Below are 18,485 nucleotides of genomic sequence, written 5' to 3' on the forward strand. Positions count from 1 at the left end.
AATGCGCGACGTCGTGCGAGCGTGCGCGACTCGCCCTAAAATCGCCGAACGTCATATACAAAGCAGCCGGCGCGATAAAGCCGGCCATTGCCGGCGGTGCGCGCCGGCCTTTTCCCCAGATCAGACCATGTTCACGAGACTGCGCGAAGACGTTGCGACGATTCGCGAGCGGGATCCCGCCGCTCGCAGTGCCTGGGAAGTGCTGACCTGTTATCCGGGGCTGCATGCGCTGATGCTGCACCGCTTCGCGCACGCGTGCTGGCGCGCGAGGCGCTACTGGCTCGCGCGTTTCGCGTCGCAGGTCGGCCGGTTCCTGACCGGCATCGAGATCCACCCCGGCGCGACGATCGGCCGGCGCGTGTTCATCGATCACGGGATGGGCGTCGTGATCGGCGAGACGGCGATCGTCGGCGACGACTGCACGATCTACCAGGGCGTGACACTGGGCGGCACGTCGCTCACGCGCGGCGCGAAGCGTCACCCGACGCTCGAGGCCGGCGTGATCGTCGGCGCGGGCGCGAAAGTGCTCGGCGGTTTCACGATCGGCGCGGGCGCGAAGATCGGCTCGAATGCGGTGGTCGTGAAGCCGGTGCCGGCGGGCGGCACGGCGGTCGGCAACCCGGCGCGCGTCGTGATGCCGGCGCAGCCGAAGCCGCAACCCGAGCGCGCGGCGTTCTGTGCGTACGGCATCACGCCGAATGCGGACGATCCGATGTCGCTCGCGATACACGGGCTGATCGATCACGCGGCGAAGGAAAGCCGGCGCGTCGACGAAATCGTCGCGGCGCTCGAGCGGCTCGGCACGCATCTGGAAACGCTGCAGGGCGCCGATGCGGCGCGCCTCGACCTGCGCCGCCTGTCGGCGGTGCTGGAAGGCAAGGCGGTCGAGCGCGAGTCCTGAGCGGCGGGGCGTTGCCGCGGGCGGCAGCCGTTCGGCCGTGGCCTGCCGGGCCTGCGGCCGTCAGTCGAGCGGCATCGCGTGGATGCCTTCGGCGTCGACGCGCAGATAGCCGCCGCGCGGCATTCCGTGATCGAGATCCCAGTCCGGCAGCACCCAGCGCACGCCGTTGGGTTCGAGATGGCGCGCGGGGCGATGCGTATGGCCGTGGATCATGACGCTCGCGCGGCTCTGCCTGAACAGCGCGGCCACACCTTCGCGCGTGACGTCGTAGATCGGCGAGGCGGGGCGCATCCGGCCGGCTTCGCTCTTTGCGCGCATGCGTTCCGCGAGCGCGTGGCGCCAGCGAAACGGCCACACGAGAAACAGCCACTGCGCGAGGCGGTTGCGCGCGAAGCGCCGGAACACCTGATAGCCGACGTCGGCGGTGCACTGCGCGTCGCCGTGCGCGAGCACGATGCGCTGGCCGAACGCCATGATCAGCGCCGGATCGGGCAGCAGCATCGCGCCGGCCGCCTTCATGAAGCGCTTGCCGAGCAGGAAGTCGCGGTTGCCGTGCATCACGTAGAGCGCGATGCCGCGCTCGGAGAGCGTATGCAGCAGCGCGGCCATGTGCTTGACGAACGGATCGTCGTCGAGCATGTCGTCGCCGATCCAGTATTCGAACAGGTCGCCGAGAATGAAGACCGAGTCGGCGCTGTCCGCGGTGTATGTCACGAAATGCTCGAACGCGGCGACCGTCTTCGGGATCGCATCGCTCAGATGCAGATCGGACAGGAACAGAAACGGGCGTGCGGCCTGCGCGTATTCGCGCTCGCCCGGCACGCCCGCGGAGACGCTTCGCGGCGGAGTCTCCTGCAACATCGAAGTGCCTCCGTATCGGCTCGTCAGACGACGACGGCCTTCTCGATCACGACGTCGTCGGTCGGGACGTCCTGATGGAAGCCTGCGTTGCCCGTCTTCACGGCCTTGATCTTGTCGACCACGTCCTGGCCTTCGACGACCTTGCCGAACACCGCGTAGCCCCAGCCTTGCGGCGTCGGCGACGAGTGGTTCAGGAAATCGTTGTCGTTCACGTTGATGAAGAACTGGGCGGTTGCCGAGTGCGGATCGTTGGTGCGCGCCATCGCGACCGTGTACGTGTCGTTCTTCAGGCCGTTGTTCGCCTCGTTGTCGATCGGCGCGTCCGTCGGCTTCTGCTTCAGGCCCGGCTCGAAGCCGCCGCCCTGGATCATGAAGCCGTTGATCACGCGATGGAACACCGTGCCGTCATAGTGGCCCTTCTTCACGTAGTTCAGGAAGTTCTCGACCGTCTTCGGCGCTTTTTCGGCGTCGAGTTCGAGCTTGATCACGCCGTGGTTCGTGTGCAGTTCAACCATGATGAATTCCTTCGATAGGGCGGTTTAAATGGCACGCGGCCGGTCGTGCGACGCGGCCGCGTGAGTCGCCGGAACGGGGTCCGGCCGGATTTACTTCGAGACGACGCTCGCCGATTCGATCAGGACGGCCTGATCCGGCACGTCGCGCATCGGGCCGCGCACCGTCGTCGGCACCGCTTCGATCTTCTTCACGACGTCGAGGCCCGACACGACCTTGCCGAACACCGCGTAGCCGTTGCCGTCCGGGTTCGGGTAGTCGAGGCCGCCGTTGTCCACCGTATTGATGAAGAACTGCGCAGTCGCCGAATTCGGGTCGCTCGTGCGCGCCATCGCGATCGTGCCCAGCGTGTTCTTCAGACCATTGCGGCTCTCGAGCGGAATCGGCGCGCGCGTCGGCTTCTCGTCGAAGTTGGCCTTGTAGCCGCCGCCCTGGATCATGAAGCCCTTGATCACGCGATGGAAGATCGTGCCGTTGTACTGGCCGGCCTTCACGTAATCGAGGAAGTTGGCGACCGTTTTCGGCGCCTTCTCCGGGTACAGCTCGACGCGGATGTCGCCCTGCGAGGTCTTCAACTGCACGACGGGGTGCGCAGTGGCCGTTTGCGCGAACGCGGGTGCGGTCGCGAGGAGGGCGGCGCCGCCAAGCGCCAGCAACAGACGTTTCATTGCGATCCTCTGGTTGGATGGGTGGAGTGCCAGGGTGGGTGGAGTGTCGCGCGCCGCTTACTGCGACGGCGCGACGTACGGTGCCGTCATTGCGCCGGACGGGCCGCCGAACTGGAACGTCGGCGACAGCGGCAACGTGGTGGTGGTCACGTTCGCGGCCGCGCGGTCCGAGTACGCGCGCGTCGACGGTGCGGCGGCGCGCGCGCCCGCGGCGGCCTTCGGCGGCGTGATGATCTTCTGCAGGTCGGCGAGGCGCTGCGCGGTCGGGCCGCTCGTGCGGCCGAGCGATTGCGCGCGCTTGTACGATTCGGCCGCGAGGCGCAGGTACAGGTCGCCGAGATTCTCGTACGCGAGCGTGTAGCTCGGGTTGGTCTGGGTCGCGGTGACGAGCGCCGAGCGCGCTTCGTCATAGCGGCCGTGCTTCGCATAGAGCGCCGCGAGATTGTTGTACGGCTCGGGCAGTTCGGGATAGGCCTGGGTGATCGCGACGAATTGCTGGATCGCGTCGTCGTCGCGGTTCAGGCGCGCGAGCACGGTGCCGCGCTTGAACTGGGCCTGCACGTCGTGCGGGTTCGCGGCGATGCGCGCGTCGAGCTGCGCGAGCGCCTGTTTCCACTGCTTGCCGGCGATCGACGAGTCGATCTCGGGGGTGCCGTCGGCCGTGGGCTGGCCCTTCTGCGCGTGGGCCGCGGCGGCAGGCAGGAACGTCAGCGCGACGCCCATGACGGCGGTCGCAACGAGGGTCGCAGCGCTCTGCGCGCGGCCGCGGGGAGATTTCATAGGCGTAAATCGGAATGTTATACTCCGAGCCATTCTAACAAAACGTCTGCGCGTTCCGGCGAGCCGCAGGCAGTCTTTCTTTTGCCTCTCGTGGCCGTCACCGCTGTGCTTGCAGCCTGACCGCTCCATGTGATATCGAGGACGCGCGGCACGATGCCGCGGCGGCGGCTCGATCGTTTCGCATGCAGGGCGAGTATCGCCATGGCGGTTTTCTTCGGCTCACGGTTCATCTCTATGGAATCACTGCGCATCTACAACACGCTCGCGCGTGACAAGCAAGTTTTCGTGCCGCGCCAGCCCGGCGAGGTGCGGATGTACGTATGCGGAATCACCGTCTACGACTATTGTCACGTGGGCCACGCGCGCATGCTGGTCGTGTTCGACCTCGTGCAGCGCTGGCTGCGTGCGATCGGCTACCGGGTCACGTACGTGCGCAACATCACCGACATCGACGACAAGATCATCCGCCGCGCGGTCGAGAACGGCGAGACGATCAAGTCGCTGACCGACCGTTTCATCGCCGCGATGCACGAGGACGAGGATGCGCTCGGCATCCAGCGCCCGGACATCGAGCCGCGCGCGACGCACTTCATTCCGCAGATGCTCGGGATGATCGAGACGCTCGAGGCGAACGGCTACGCGTACCAGGCGAATGACGGCGACGTCAACTATTCGGTGCGCAAGTTCGCGAACTACGGGAAGCTGTCGGGCAAGTCGCTCGACGACCTGCGCGCGGGCGAGCGCGTCGCCGCGAACGATGCGAAGGAAGATCCGCTCGATTTCGTGCTGTGGAAGCGCGCGAAGGCGGAGGATCCGGAAGGCGCGTCGTGGGATTCGAAGTACGGCGCGGGCCGGCCCGGCTGGCACATCGAGTGCTCGGCGATGGGCTGCACGCTGCTCGGCGACCATTTCGACATCCACGGCGGCGGGCAGGACCTGCAGTTCCCGCACCACGAGAACGAGATTGCGCAGAGCGAGGGCGCGACCGGCCAGACGTTCGTCAATTACTGGATTCACAACGGCTTCGTGCAGGTCGACAACGAGAAGATGTCGAAGTCGCTCGGCAACTTCTTCACGATTCGCGACGTGCTGGAGCAGTACGATGCCGAGGTCGTGCGCTTCTTCATCGTGCGCACGCATTACCGTTCGCCGCTCAACTACAGCGACGTGCATCTCGACGATGCGCGCGCGGCGCTGACGCGGCTCTACACCGCCTTGAAGGACATCGCGCCGGATGCGGCCGCGCTCGACTGGAACGAGCCGCACGCGCAGCGCTTCGCGGCCGCGATGAACGACGATTTCAACACGTCGCTCGCGGTGTCCGTGCTGTTCGAGCTGGCGGGCGAAGTGAACCGCGCGCGCGATGCGGCGCTGGCGCGCCAGCTGAAGCAGCTGGCGGGACTATTGGGATTGCTCGGCCGCGAGCCGCGCGCGTTCCTGCAGCAGGCGGCTGGCGCCGCGCAGGAAGGCGCGCTGGCGGCCGACGAGATCGAAGCGAGGATCGCCGCGCGCGGCGCGGCGAAACGTGCGAAGGACTATGCCGAAGCGGACCGGATCCGGGCGGAACTGCTCGAAGCCGGTGTCGCGCTTGAAGACAAACCGGGCGGGTCGACCGAATGGCGCCGCGTATGAGCGCGCAGCGTTCCACTGACCGATTCGTCAGGTAGGAGGCAAGATGGCAACGGCCAGAAAAGCGCCGGTCAAGCGCGCGACGCCTGTCGCTGCGCGTCCGGCAGCCAAGCGTGCGCCGGCGGCGAAGGCGGACGCGAAGCGCGTCGCGCCGAACGGCGCCGCGCTCAACGGTCACGCGCAGCCGCCGGCGGCGAAGCCGGCGCGCGCATCCGACGCAGTCGCGCCGGCGGAGGTCGACGGCGTCGACGTCGTCGTGCGTCCCGCATACTGGGACAAGGCATGCGCGGATCTCGTCAAGCGCGACCGCATCATGAAGAAGCTGATCCCGAAGTTCGGCCCCGCGCATCTCGTCAAGCGCGGCGACCCGTTCGTCACGCTCGCGCGCTCGGTGGTCGGCCAGCAGATCTCGGTGGCGTCCGCGCAGTCGGTGTGGGCGAGCATCGAGGCGGCCAGCCCGAAGCTCGCGCCGCAGCAGGTGATCAAGCTCGGTCCGGACAAGCTGATCGCGTGCGGGTTGTCGAAGCGCAAGACGGAATACATTCTCGACGTCGCGCAGCACTTCGTGTCGGGCGCGCTGCACGTCGACAAGTGGACGTCGATGGAAGACGAGGACGTGATCGCGGAACTCACGCAGATCCGCGGCATCAGCCGCTGGACGGCGGAGATGTTCCTGATCTTCAACCTGTCGCGTCCGGACGTGCTGCCGCTCGACGATCCCGGCCTGATCCGCGCGATCAGCGTCAATTATTTCAGCGGGGAGCCGGTCACGCGCAGCGAGGCGCGGGAAGTGGCGGCCAACTGGGAGCCGTGGCGCACCGTCGCGACCTGGTACATGTGGCGCAGCCTGGACTCGCTGGACACCGGGGCCTGATCAGGGCTATCGGGTTTTAAACATCAATAGTTGAGAACCGGTTTTGAGCGTCGCGCGCGCGGGTAGAATACGCGCTGCCGCAAGACCCAAGGATTCGAACACATGAAAACCACGTTTCTGGATTTCGAACAGCCGATCGCCGAACTCGAGGCCAAGATCGAAGAGCTGCGCTTTGTGCAGGACGATTCGGCTGTCGATATTTCGGAAGAAATCGAGCGGCTGTCGAAGAAGAGCCAGCAACTGACGAAGGACCTGTACGCGAACCTGTCGCCGTGGCAGGTGTCGCAGATCGCGCGGCATCCGCAGCGCCCGTACACGCTCGACTACGTCGCGGAGCTGTTTACCGATTTTCACGAGCTGCACGGCGACCGCGCGTTCGCGGACGACCTGTCGATCGTCGGCGGCCTCGCGCGCTTCGGCGGCCATCCGTGCATGGTGATCGGCCACCAGAAGGGGCGCGACACGAAGGAGCGCGCGGCGCGCAACTTCGGGATGCCGCGTCCGGAAGGCTATCGCAAGGCCGAGCGCCTGATGCGGCTCGCCGAGAAATTCGGGCTGCCGATCTTCACGTTCGTCGATACGCCGGGCGCGTATCCGGGCATCGGCGCGGAAGAGCGCGGCCAGTCGGAAGCGATCGGCCGCAACCTGTACGTGATGGCCGAGCTGAAGACGCCGATCATCACGACCGTGATCGGCGAGGGCGGCTCGGGCGGCGCGCTCGCGATCGCCGTGGCCGACACCGTGATGATGCTGCAGTTCTCGACCTATTCGGTGATCTCGCCGGAGGGCTGCGCGTCGATCCTGTGGAAGAGCGCCGCGAAGGCGCCCGAGGCGGCCGAAGCGCTTGGCCTGACCGCGCACCGCCTGAAGGCGCTCGGCCTGATCGACAAGATCATCAACGAGCCGCTCGGCGGCGCGCATCGCGATCCGAAGGGCATGGCCGCGCTGCTGCGCCGTGCGCTCGCCGATTCGCTGCGCCAGTTCCAGGGCATGAGCATCGATGCGCTGCGCGAGCGCCGCTTCGAACGCCTGATGGCCTACGGCAAGTTCAAGGAAACCACGCCGGGCGCATGACCCGCCGCGTGCGTCCATCGCAGCGCGCCCGCGTGCGCGCTTTTCCATCGTGATCCCACCGAGCGAATTTTCCGCCGACCGCGTCGTCCTCGATGCGGTCGGCGTTGCGCTTGCCGACGCGCCGTCCGGCGCACGCATCGCGATCGCGTACAGCGGCGGGCTCGACTCGTCGGTGCTGCTCGACGCGGCCGTACGCGTCGCGGGCGCGTCGCGCTGCATCGCGCTGCATGTCCACCACGGGCTGAGCGCGAACGCCGACGCGTGGGCCGCGCACGCGAAGGCGAGCGCCGCGAAGTTCGGCGTCGCATTCGATTCGATGCGCGTCGACGTGCCGCGCAACAGCGGCGCCGGGATCGAGGCGAGTGCGCGGGAGAGCCGCTACGCGGCGCTCGACGCGATGTGCGAGCGGCATGGCGCGGCCGTGCTGTGGCTGGCGCAGCACGCCGACGATCAGGCCGAGACGGTGCTGCTGCAGCTGCTGCGCGGCGCGGGTATCGCCGGGATCGCCGCGATGGCGCCGCGCTACCGTCCGGCGGCGGCACGCGTCGAGCGCGTGCGTCCGCTGCTGCGGCTGCTGCGCGCGCAGCTCGAGCGCTATGCGGCGCAGCGCGAGCTCGCGTGGATCGACGACGAATCGAACCTGGACACGCGCTTTGCGCGCAATGCGCTGCGGATCGACGTACTGCCGGCGCTCGCCGTGCACTTTCCGGGCTTTCGTGATGCGCTCGGCCGGGCCGCACAACATGCGGCGTCGGCGCAGCGCCTGCTCGACGATCTGGCGGAACTGGATTTCGCCGGCGCCGTGCGCGACGACGGACGCGCGCTGTCGCGCAGCGCGCTGGTCGCGCTCGACGATGCGCGCGGCGCGAACCTGCTGCGTTTCTGGATGCGCAGGCTCGGCCTGCCGGGCGCGTCAGCTGCGCGACTCGCCGACATGATGCGGCAGTTGCGCGACGCGCACGACGCGCACGCGCTGCGCGTCGATCACGCGGGGCAGTGCCTGCGGCTGTATCGCGATGCCGTCTCCTGGGAAGCGGGCGACAGCGGCGACCCGGCCGACGACGGCAGTGCCGCGCCGCGCCCCGAATGCACGTGCACGTGGAGCGGGCAGGAGGCCTGGCATCTGCCGGCGTGGCGCGGCACGTTCGTGTTCGCGCCGGCCGCGGCCGGCGACGCGGACGCGGTGCCCGACGCGCTGCTGCGCGCCGCACCGCTCGCCGCGCGCGCCCGTGCGGGCGGCGAGCGGATGCGCGCGGCGCCCGGCGGGCCGGGCCGCACGCTGAAGAACCTGTTCCAGGAGCGCGGCGTGCCTTCGTGGCAGCGCGACGTGCCGCTGCTGTTCGCGGGCGACCGGCTGCTCTTCGTGCCGCGGCTCGGCGTGAACCGCGATGGCGGGGACGTCGACGACGGCGGCGCATGGCGCCGGATCGAATGGCGGCCCGACCTGCTGATCGCGTGACGGGCGCCGGAGCGCGGGGCGATGCCGCGCCGATTTTCACTATTTGGTAAACAGCGCCGGAGCGGCCGCCGGTACGGCGTCCGGCTTGTCAAGCGGACATCGATCGGGTACGCTCGGTTGTTTGCTCGGCTCGATTTTTGAGCGTTTTGTGCAGGTTTTCCGCGTGACGTACCCGGTTTGCGCGGCCTGATCGGCCTTCCGGGCAAAATCCGTCACGCTTGCGTGTTGCGTCCCAGCCGTCTTCCTCGTCGTCCGTCCACAGCCACAAGCCGCGTGACCGAACGGCAACGCGGTCTGTCCAGCGCGCCCGTGCGGCTTCTCTTCCAGTTCAGAACGACAATGGCACTCATCGTACACAAATACGGCGGCACTTCGATGGGCTCGGTCGAGCGCATCAAGAACGTCGCGAAACGCGTCGCAAAATGGCATCAGGCCGGGCACCAGATGGTGGTCGTGCCGTCGGCGATGTCCGGCGAAACCAACCGTCTGCTCGGTCTCGCGAAAGAGATTTCGAGTCAGCCGAGCCCGCGTGAGCTCGACATGATCGCGTCGACCGGCGAGCAGGTCAGCGTCGGCCTGCTGTCGATCGCGCTGCAGGAGATCGGCGTCGAGGCCGTGAGCTATGCCGGCTGGCAAGTGCCGATCAAGACCGACAGCGCATACACGAAGGCGCGCATCCACTCGATCGACGACGAGCGCGTGAAGGCCGACCTGAACGCCGGCAAGGTCGTGATCATCACGGGCTTCCAGGGCGTCGATCCGGACGGCCACATCACGACGCTCGGCCGCGGCGGCTCGGATACGTCGGCGGTGGCGGTCGCGGCCGCGCTCGATGCCGAGGAGTGCCTGATCTATACGGACGTCGACGGCGTCTACACGACCGATCCGCGCGTCGTCGAAGAGGCGCGCCGCCTCGATCGCGTGACGTTCGAGGAAATGCTGGAAATGGCGAGCCTCGGCTCGAAGGTCCTGCAGATCCGCTCGGTCGAATTCGCCGGCAAATACCAGGTGAAGACGCGTGTGCTGTCGAGCCTGACCGATCCGCTGATTGCGCTCGACGTGGAAATGCGCTCGGGCACCCTGATTACTTTTGAAGAAGACGAGACCATGGAAAAGGCAGTCATTTCCGGCATCGCGTTCCAGCGCGACGAAGCACGCATTGCGGTGATGGGCGTGCCCGACAAGCCGGGCATCGCGTATCAGATCCTCGGCCCGGTCGCGGACGCGAACATCGACGTCGACATGATCATCCAGAACCAGAGCGTCGAGGGCAAGACGGACTTCACGTTCACGGTCGGCCGCGGCGACTACCAGAAGGCGATGGACATCCTGACCAACCAGGTGAAGGGCCACGTGAGCGCCGAACAGGTGCAGGGCGACCCGAAGGTGTCGAAGGTGTCGGTCGTCGGCGTCGGCATGCGTTCGCACGTGGGCGTCGCGAGCAAGATGTTCCGCACGCTGTCGGAAGAGGGCATCAACATCCAGATGATCTCGACGTCCGAGATCAAGATTTCGGTGCTGATCGACGAGAAGTACATGGAGCTGGCCGTCCGCGCGCTGCACAAAGCATTCGAACTCGAACAGGCGTAATGAAATTTTCGTGATGCATTGAAGAAAATGCATCAAAGAAATTGACCTGCGGCTCGAAACCCTATATTATCTTCTTCTCGTCGCACTGCCTCCCTGGTGCGAGCGAAAGTTTGGGAGACGTGGCCGAGAGGTCGAAGGCACTCCCCTGCTAAGGGAGCATCTGGGCCAAAACCTGGATCGAGGGTTCGAATCCCTCCGTCTCCGCCAGAAGTGGCGGAACAAGCCCCGCAAGTTCTCGGACTTGCGGGGCTTTTCTTTTTCCGGCTGGCCCGCATGGGCGAACCGATGTGCGCGGTACGGTTGCCGTGGCGCCGATGGCGCTGTCCCTTGTTCATGACGCACGCCGGCGGCGTGCCATTTCTGCAGCCCGCCGCGTCTAACGGTCGGCGCTCCACAGCTCAAGCTTTGTCAGTCGGCGTTCGATAGTCCGACGCGCTGTCCCTCGCGCTCCAGCGGCGCGGGAATCTTGCGGTAGCGGTGGCGTAAGCAGCAGCGCCATCCGTCAGCATGACCTCGTTCAGCATCGGCTTGCGATCATCCTTTCCAATTGCGCATTTGCTCCGCGAAGCCGCCCGGTCCGTCGGACCGGATCTATCTGCAATTCCGCATACGCCATCTTCCGGAGAAAGCGAAATTGCTTCGATATCCAAAACGGAGAATCTGTTCCGTAGCCGGCATATCCGCTTACGCGCATTTCACGCGATGCTAATTCGCATCACCGTGAAGCACTTGCGTTTCTGCGCGCGGAGCACTTCAATCAATTGACCCGCCGATAGCGCGCTCGGGCCGTGGCACCGCGGCACCGAGGCGGGGCGCCGCTTGGCGCGTGCGGCTCGATTCGAGACATTTTCGTCCGCTATGAAATTACGGCTGGACGGCTTTTAATTTGTTTGGCCATTGACTTACCATGACTGCAAAAATAATTTTCACTTAAAGGTAACTGCTATGGCCTTTCAAAATACTTCGCCGAATCAACCGGCTGGTCATTCGTTTGCATCGGCATTAACGCAGCGCGTCGACAGCGTGCTCGAGCGCACGTTGTCGGAGCAGCGCCTCGTCGGCGCCGTCATTCTGATTGCGCAGGCCGGGCAAGTGATTTATCGGCGGGCCGCCGGCATGGCGGATCGTGAAGCCGGCAAGCCGATGCAGGAAGACGCGCTCTTCAGGCTGGCTTCCGTATCGAAGCCGATCGTGTCGGTCGCGGCGCTGGTATTGATCGCCCAGGGGCGGCTGCAACTCGACGAGGACGTGACGCGGTGGTTGCCGGAATTCACGCCGCGGCTGCCCGACGGCACGCAGCCCCGCATCACGATTCGTCACCTCATGACGCACACCGCGGGCCTGTCCTACAAGTTCTTCCAGGAGGAGAACGGTTCGTACGCGCTTGCCGGCGTATCCGACGGGATGGACGACAGCGACGTGAGCCTGCAGGAGAACGTGCGCCGCATCGCCTCCGCGCCGTTGCTGTATCGGCCGGGAAGCGAGTGGAAGTACTCGATCGCGACCGATGTCCTGGGTGCCGTCATCGAGCAGATCACGCAATTGCCCCTCGACAAGGCCGTCGCCGAACTGGTGACCGGGCCGCTGGGCATGCGCGATACGGCCTTCGCGGCGGTGGACGAACACCGGCTTGCCGTCGCATACGCCGATTGTCCTTCGGCACCCCGGCGCTTGGGCGAACCTGATTTCGTGCCGTTCATCGAAGGCACGGCCGGGTTCGTGTTGTCGCCGAATCGCGCGTTGAATGCCGGCGCCTTTCCGTCCGGCGGTGCCGGCATGGTCGGCTCCGCGGGGGACTTCCTGCGTCTGCTGGAAACGCTGCGCACCGGCGGTGCGCCGCTGCTGCCCGAATCCGTGGTCCGGCAGTTCACCACCAACCAGATCGGCGATTTGCCGATGGCGTTCTGGCCGGGCCGCGGCTTCGGCCTCGGCATCACGGTGCTGAAGGATCCCGTCGCGGCGCAGACGCCCGAATCCGCCGGAACCTGGCGCATGGGCGGCACCTACGGCCATTCGTGGTTCGTCGACCCGGTACGGCAGCTGAGCGTGGTCGCGTTCACGAACACCGCCCTGGAAGGGATGTCCGGCGCCTTCGTCGGCGAACTGTGCGAAGCCGTCTACGTGCCGGAGTTCAGCGCGGTCGAATGAAGCGGCTCGCGCGACGCATCGATCGCATCGCCGAAGCGGCACCCCGAGGGCCGGGGGGCCGTTCGTTCGCGATGGGGAGCGAGCGTGTGCTGCGTCCAGCACCGCAACAGCAGCGTGCGCGTTCGATCGCGCACCAGCGCCGAGCGGTTCGACATGATCTGCCGTACTCAAAGAAGGGACGGACATGCCGCCCAAACGAAAATATCCGATTGCGATTGCCGTCTTGCTGATCGTCGCGGCTGCCGGCGCGGTGACCGCCGTGCTCGGCCGCGGCGGCGCGATCACCCCGGTCCATGCGCAAGCGCAGCCCGCCGCGGCCGAGGTCGATGTCGCGGCTGCGGTGGAAAAGCATATCGTGGATTGGCAAAGCTATTCCGGCCGGCTGGAAGCCATCGACAAGGTCGAGGTGCGGCCGCTGGTGTCGGGGACGATCGTCGCGGTCCATTTCAAGGACGGCGCGCTGGTCAAAAAGGGCGATCCGCTCTTTACCATCGACCCGCGGCCGTATGCCGTCGAGGTCGATCGCGCCGAAGCGCGACTGGCGTCGGCGCAGGCCCGGCGCAGTTTCACGGACGCGGATCTGGCGCGCGCGCGACGCCTGATCGTCGACAATGCGATCGCCAAACGGGATTTCGACGAAAAGCAGAATGCGTCGCGAGAGGCGGATGCGGATCTGAAGGCCGCGCAGGCCGCGCTGGAGGCGGCCAAGCTCAATCTGGGCTACACGCGGATCGTTGCCCCCGTCGGGGGACGGGTGTCCCGCGCCGAAATGACCGTGGGCAATATCGTGTTTCCCGGCGCGTCCTCGCCGCCGTTGACTACATTGGTGTCGCTTTCGCCGATCTACGCGTCGTTCGATGTCGACGAGCAGACCTACCTGACCTACCTGAGCCGAAACGGCAAAGGCGCCATGCCCGTCATGCTGGGCCTGGCCGACGAAAGCGGTTATTCCCATCCGGGTTCGGTGTCGTCCATCGACAACCGCATCGACAGCGGGTCGGGCACGGTTCGTGTGCGGGCGATCTTCAACAACCCTGACGGCATGCTGCTGCCGGGGTTGTACGCCCGCGTGAAAATCAGCGGCAGCGAGCCGCATCCCGCGGTGCTGATCAGCGACGGTGCGATCGGCACCGACCAGGAAAAGAAGTTCGTCCTGGTGGTCGATGCACAGAACCGCGTGCAGTATCGCGAGATCCTGCCGGGGCACCTGCAGGATGGGCTGCGCATCGTCTCCCGCGGCTTGCAGCCCGGCGAACGCATCGTCGTCAACGGCTTGCAGCGCATTCGTCCCGGCGCCAGCGTGAAGCCGAACCTGATTCCGATGGCCGCCGACAGCGTCAGCGGCTAGCGAAGCACCAATCGCAACCACCGCAGGATCCGGCGCGCGGATCGCGACATCGCGGTGATCGTCGCGCGACGAGATCGTCCCTCGGCAAGTCAGGCAAGAGGGCGGCGCCGTGTCGCCCTGGATCGCGGCAACGACTGCCCCGGCCGAGATCGTCCATTCGCCGAAAACATGCGCCACCGAATATTGCATCGATCTGTCGTGGTTAAGCCATTTTCCATAAGGAGTGCTTCATGAATGACGCAATCAGGACCTCGTCCGCGCTACCGCATTACCATCCGAGGAAATTGCCGTCGCTGACCGGGTTGCGTTTCGTTGCGGCCGCGCTCGTCTTCGGCTTTCATGCATCGTTGACAAAGATCATCGGATTCAACCCGTACGCGGACCACCAGGCTTCGCATGCATTCAAGGTGCTGTTCAGCGAAGGCGGGTGGATGGGCGTGTCGTTTTTCTTCGTGCTCAGCGGGTTCGTGATCACGTGGTCGGCCAGGCCGGACGACACGGTCGGCAGCTTCATCTTCAGGCGCGTGCTGAAAATCTATCCGAATCACTTCGCGACCTGGGCGTTGACGATGATTCTGTTCGGCGCCGCCGTCACGCCGGCTTCCATCTGGCTGCCGAACCTGCTGCTGGTCCACGCATGGATTCCGAAAGACGAGGTCTATCTCGGCGTAAACGGTCCATCATGGTCGCTCTGCTGCGAACTGTTCTTCTACGTACTTTTCCCTTTTCTTTTGATCTATATAAAGAGGATTCCTGAGAATAGATTGTGGATGTGGGCGGCGGCCACGGTGATTGGGCTGTTCGCATGCCAATCGGCCATCAACCTGCTGGTGCGAGGCACGCCCTGGGTGACTGCCTGGCCGATTTCGGTGGAGCGCTGGTGGTTGTCCTATTTCTTCCCGCCGTTTCGGCTGTTCGAGTTCGTGCTGGGCATGCTGATGGCGCGCATCCTGATGACGGGCCGCTGGATCGGCCTGGGGCTCGTACCCGCATTCGGACTGCTGGCCGCCGGCTACATCTTTGCGATGTTCGTGCCGTTCCAGTTCAGCTTCAACGTGGCAACGGTCGTTCCGATCGCATTCCTGATTACGTCGGTGGCGGCAGCCGACGTGGCCGGGCGCAGAACCGGATTCGCCGGGCGGACGATGAACTGGCTGGGCGACATCTCGTTCGGGATGTACATGATCCATCTGGTGATTCTGACGCTGGTGACGAACTGGCTGAACGGCCGCCTGCTGGGTACGCCGGCGGCAACGGTCCTCGTGCTGGCGGCCTTCGGCGCGTCGGTGCTCGGCGGCTGGCTGCTCTTCGTCTGCATCGAGCGCCCGGTGATGCGCCGGTGGGGGAAGGCCGCGCCCCGGAAGTCCGCGCTGATGGGCGCCGAAGTCTAGCCAGCCTTCGAACGACGGCGCGCTGCATCGAGGCGAGGTGAGGAAAGCCGGTCGTCCCGCCGGCATGCTTCGACTCCGGCGGCGCGTCGTCGCGGGAGCCAATCCAGAATGATGGAAACCTGATCATGAACGTTTCGCGGTTTTTCGTGGACCGGCCGATTTTCGCCGGCGTCCTGTCGACACTGATCCTGCTGGCAGGCGTCATATCGCTGTATTTCCTGCCGATCGCGGAGTACCCCGAGGTGGTGCCGCCGGTGATTGCCGTCAATGCGCAATACCCGGGCGCGAACCCGAAGGTGATCGCCGAGACCGTCGCTTCGCCGCTCGAAGAGCAGATCAACGGCGTCGAGGGCATGCTCTATATGCAGTCGCAGGCGAACGGCGACGGCAATTTGACGCTCACGGTCACCTTCAAGGTCGGCACCGATCCGGACAAGGCGCAGCAACTGGTGCAAAACCGGGTCTCGCAGGCATTCCCGAAGCTTCCCGCCGATGTGCAGAGGCTCGGCGTGACGACCGTCAAATCGTCCACCACGCAGACCATCGCCGTGCATCTGGTTTCGCCGAACAATCGCTACGACGTCAACTATCTTCGCAACTACGGGATACTGAACATAAAGAGCCGGCTCGAGCGTATTCCCGGCGTCGGCGAAGTCAGAATCTGGGGCGGAGGAGACTATTCGATGCGGATCTGGCTCGATCCGCAGAAGATCGCGGCACGCGGGCTGACCGCGACCGATGTGGTCAACGCGATTCGCGAGCAGAACGTGCAGGTCGCGGCCGGGGTGATCGGTTCGCAACCGATGCGCGGCAACGTGCCGTTGCAGCTGTCCGTCAATACGCGAGGACGACTGCAATCGGAAGATGAATTCGGCGCCATCGTGATCAAGACGGCACAAGCCGGAGGCGTGACCTATCTGCGCGACGTCGCGCACATCGAGCTCGGCGCATCGGACTACGGCCTGAGATCGATGGTCGACGGCAAACCCGCAGTGGGGTTCGGCATCTTTCAGGCGCCCGGCGGAAACGCGTTGACGATTTCGGACAAGGTCCGGGAGGCGATGGCGGAAATCAAGGCGGACATGCCCGCCGGCGTCGATTACCGGATCGTTTTCGATCCGACCAAGTTCGTGCGCTCCAGCATCGCCGCCGTGGTTTCCACGCTGCTCGAAGCGATCGCGCTGGTCGTGGTCGTCGTCATCCTGTTTCTGCAGACCTGGCGCGCCTCCATCATTCCGTTGCTGGCGGTGCCCGTTTCGATTGTCGGCACCTTCACGCTGCTGCTCATGTTCGGATTCTCGATCAACGCGCTGTCGTTGTTCGGGATGGTGCTGGCGATCGGGATCGTCGTCGACGACGCGATCGTGGTGGTGGAAAACGTCGAGCGCAATATCGCCAGGGGGCTGTCGCCGAAGGATGCGACCTATCTCGCGATGAAGGAAGTGAGCACGCCGATCATCGCGATCGCGCTGACGCTTTCCAGCGTGTTCATCCCGCTCGCGTTCATGCCGGGCCTGTCCGGCGAGTTCTACCGGCAATTCGCGCTGACCATCGCGATCTCGACGATCATCTCCGCGTTCAATTCCCTCACGCTGTCGCCCGCGCTGTCCGCGCTGCTGTTGAAGGGTCACGGCGATCCGGAGGACGGCGCGACCCGTTTCATCCGGCGTTACCTGGGCGGATTCTTCGACGCGTTCAACCGGTTCTTCAAGCGCGGCTCGACGGCGTACGGAACGGGGCTCGACGGACTGATCGGCCACAAGGCGCTGGTCATGGGCCTTTATGCCGTGCTGATCGGCATCACCATCCTCGTGGGCAAGATCGTTCCGACCGGCTTCGTGCCCGCGCAGGACAAGGAGTATCTGGTGGGTTTCGCGCAACTGCCGAACGGCGCGTCGCTCGACCGCACCGAAAAGGTGGTCAATACGATGGCCGACATTGCGATGAAGCAGCCCGGGGTGGAGAGCATCCTCGAGTTTCCCGGCATGTCGGTGAACGGCCTGATGAACTCGTCGAGCGCGGGCACGGTGTTCATCACGCTGAAGCCGTTCGACAAGCGCGGCGACAAGGCGCTGTCCGCGCAGGCGATTGCCGAAGCGTTGAATCGCCAGTACGCGGGCATCAAGGAGTCCTTCGTGGCGATCTTTCCGCCGCCGCCCATTCTCGGGTTCGGCACGCTCGGCGGCTTCAAGCTGCAGATCGAGGATCGCGGCGCGGTCGGCTACGCGAAGCTCGCCGATGCGACCAACGACTTCATCAAGCGCGCGCAGCAGGCGCCGGAGCTGGGCCCACTGTTTACGAGCTACCAGATCAACGTGCCGCAGCTCAACGTCGATCTCGACCGCGTGAAGGCGAAGCAGCTCGGCGTGTCGGTCACCGACGTATTCGACACGATGCAGATCTATCTCGGCTCGCTGTACGTGAACGACTTCAACCGCTTCGGCCGCGTATACCAGGTGCGCGTACAGGCGGATGCGCCGTTCCGGGCCTATGCCGAGGATATCGGGCAGCTGAAGACGCGCAACGCCGCGGGCGAGATGGTGCCGCTGTCGTCGCTCGTCAACGTGACGCCGACGTTCGGCCCCGAGATGGTGGTGCGCTACAACGGCTACACGGCGGCAGACATCAACGGCGGCCCGGCCCCGGGCTTCTCGTCGGGGCAGGCGCAGGCGGCGATCGAGCGGATCGCGCACGAGACGCTGCCGCGCGGCGTGCGCTTCGAGTGGACCGACCTCACGTACCAGCAGATCCTCGCGGGCGATTCGGCGATCTGGGTGTTCCCGATCAGCGTGCTGCTCGTGTTCCTCGTGCTCGCCGCGCTGTATGAAAGCCTGACGCTGCCGCTCGCGGTGATCCTGATCGTGCCGATGAGCATCCTGTCGGCGCTTACCGGCGTGTGGCTCACGCAGGGCGACAACAACATCTTCACGCAGATCGGCCTGATGGTGCTGGTCGGGCTGTCGGCGAAGAACGCGATCCTGATCGTCGAGTTCGCACGCGAGCTGGAGCACGACGGCAGGACGCCGCTCGAGGCGGCGATCGAGGCGAGCCGGCTGCGGCTGCGGCCGATCCTGATGACGTCGATCGCGTTCATCATGGGCGTCGTGCCGCTCGTCACGTCGACCGGCGCGGGCGCGGAGATGCGCCACGCGATGGGCGTCGCGGTGTTCTTCGGGATGCTGGGCGTGACGCTGTTCGGCCTGATGCTGACGCCGGTGTTCTACGTCGTGCTGCGCACGCTCGCGGGCG

14 protein-coding genes, 1 tRNA gene and 1 pseudogene are annotated in these 18,485 nt (G+C 65.6%); 11 read left to right on the forward strand and 5 right to left on the reverse strand.

What is annotated here, in order from left to right:
- Positions 1 to 127: 127 nt before the first annotated feature.
- A complete protein-coding gene (gene cysE, locus HWX31_RS35220; RefSeq protein ID WP_010092003.1) occupies positions 128 to 901 on the forward strand; it encodes a serine O-acetyltransferase in 774 nt (257 codons plus the stop codon).
- A 60-nt stretch (positions 902 to 961) separates the two neighbouring features.
- Here cysE and HWX31_RS32325 read toward each other — a convergent pair whose 3' ends face one another.
- From HWX31_RS32325 to HWX31_RS32340, 4 genes are all read right to left on the reverse strand, one after another.
- On the reverse strand, positions 962 to 1,762 hold the full coding sequence (locus tag HWX31_RS32325) for a UDP-2,3-diacylglucosamine diphosphatase (protein WP_174965350.1): 801 nt from the start codon (positions 1,760 to 1,762) through the stop codon (positions 962 to 964).
- A 23-nt stretch (positions 1,763 to 1,785) separates the two neighbouring features.
- Entirely contained in the window at positions 1,786 to 2,277 is a 492-nt protein-coding gene (locus tag HWX31_RS32330) for a peptidylprolyl isomerase (protein WP_174965349.1), read from the reverse strand.
- A 90-nt stretch (positions 2,278 to 2,367) separates the two neighbouring features.
- On the reverse strand, positions 2,368 to 2,943 hold the full coding sequence (locus tag HWX31_RS32335; RefSeq protein WP_174965348.1) for a peptidylprolyl isomerase: 576 nt from the start codon (positions 2,941 to 2,943) through the stop codon (positions 2,368 to 2,370).
- A gap of 57 nt (positions 2,944 to 3,000) precedes the next feature.
- Positions 3,001 to 3,723 (reverse strand): tetratricopeptide repeat protein, encoded by a 723-nt coding sequence (locus HWX31_RS32340; RefSeq protein ID WP_174965347.1) that lies wholly within the window; start codon positions 3,721 to 3,723, stop codon positions 3,001 to 3,003.
- Positions 3,724 to 3,957: 234 nt separating this feature from the next.
- On the opposite strand from HWX31_RS32340, the gene cysS reads away from it, so the two are divergent.
- From cysS to tilS, 4 genes are all read left to right on the forward strand, one after another.
- Positions 3,958 to 5,355, forward strand: a complete 1,398-nt coding sequence (cysS, locus tag HWX31_RS32345; protein ID WP_174965346.1) for a cysteine--tRNA ligase — start codon at positions 3,958 to 3,960, stop codon at positions 5,353 to 5,355.
- 43 nt (positions 5,356 to 5,398) lie between these two features.
- Positions 5,399 to 6,226 (forward strand): DNA-3-methyladenine glycosylase family protein, encoded by an 828-nt coding sequence (locus HWX31_RS32350; RefSeq protein WP_174965345.1) that lies wholly within the window; start codon positions 5,399 to 5,401, stop codon positions 6,224 to 6,226.
- Positions 6,227 to 6,328: 102 nt separating this feature from the next.
- Positions 6,329 to 7,300 (forward strand): acetyl-CoA carboxylase carboxyltransferase subunit alpha, encoded by a 972-nt coding sequence (locus HWX31_RS32355; protein WP_006478433.1) that lies wholly within the window; start codon positions 6,329 to 6,331, stop codon positions 7,298 to 7,300.
- A gap of 49 nt (positions 7,301 to 7,349) precedes the next feature.
- Positions 7,350 to 8,759, forward strand: a complete 1,410-nt coding sequence (gene tilS / locus HWX31_RS32360; RefSeq protein WP_175934010.1) for a tRNA lysidine(34) synthetase TilS — start codon at positions 7,350 to 7,352, stop codon at positions 8,757 to 8,759.
- Between the two features lie 119 nt (positions 8,760 to 8,878).
- Here tilS and HWX31_RS35440 read toward each other — a convergent pair.
- Positions 8,879 to 9,116, reverse strand: a pseudogene (locus HWX31_RS35440) (hypothetical protein); the annotation flags it as partial.
- Between HWX31_RS35440 and HWX31_RS32365 the strand changes: the two are divergent.
- The 6 genes from HWX31_RS32365 to HWX31_RS32390 all read left to right on the forward strand — a co-directional run.
- Positions 9,099 to 10,349, forward strand: coding sequence for an aspartate kinase (locus HWX31_RS32365; protein ID WP_010099099.1), 1,251 nt, complete (start codon positions 9,099 to 9,101; stop codon positions 10,347 to 10,349). The pseudogene HWX31_RS35440 and the gene HWX31_RS32365 sit on opposite strands and share 18 nt — an antisense overlap.
- Positions 10,350 to 10,462: 113 nt before the next feature.
- Positions 10,463 to 10,556 (forward strand) — tRNA-Ser (locus tag HWX31_RS32370).
- A 738-nt stretch (positions 10,557 to 11,294) separates the two neighbouring features.
- A complete protein-coding gene (locus HWX31_RS32375) occupies positions 11,295 to 12,497 on the forward strand; it encodes a serine hydrolase domain-containing protein (protein ID WP_174966116.1) in 1,203 nt (400 codons plus the stop codon).
- Positions 12,498 to 12,681: 184 nt separating this feature from the next.
- Entirely contained in the window at positions 12,682 to 13,845 is a 1,164-nt protein-coding gene (locus HWX31_RS32380; RefSeq protein WP_174966117.1) for an efflux RND transporter periplasmic adaptor subunit, read from the forward strand.
- 230 nt (positions 13,846 to 14,075) lie between these two features.
- Entirely contained in the window at positions 14,076 to 15,236 is a 1,161-nt protein-coding gene (locus HWX31_RS32385) for an acyltransferase family protein (RefSeq protein WP_244143900.1), read from the forward strand.
- A 125-nt stretch (positions 15,237 to 15,361) separates the two neighbouring features.
- Positions 15,362 to 18,485 (forward strand): efflux RND transporter permease subunit (locus HWX31_RS32390; protein ID WP_175934011.1); only part of this gene is annotated, 3,124 nt, incomplete at its 3' end.

This window comes from Burkholderia ubonensis, assembly GCF_902833085.1.
Classification (GTDB): Bacteria; Pseudomonadota; Gammaproteobacteria; order Burkholderiales; family Burkholderiaceae; genus Burkholderia; species Burkholderia ubonensis.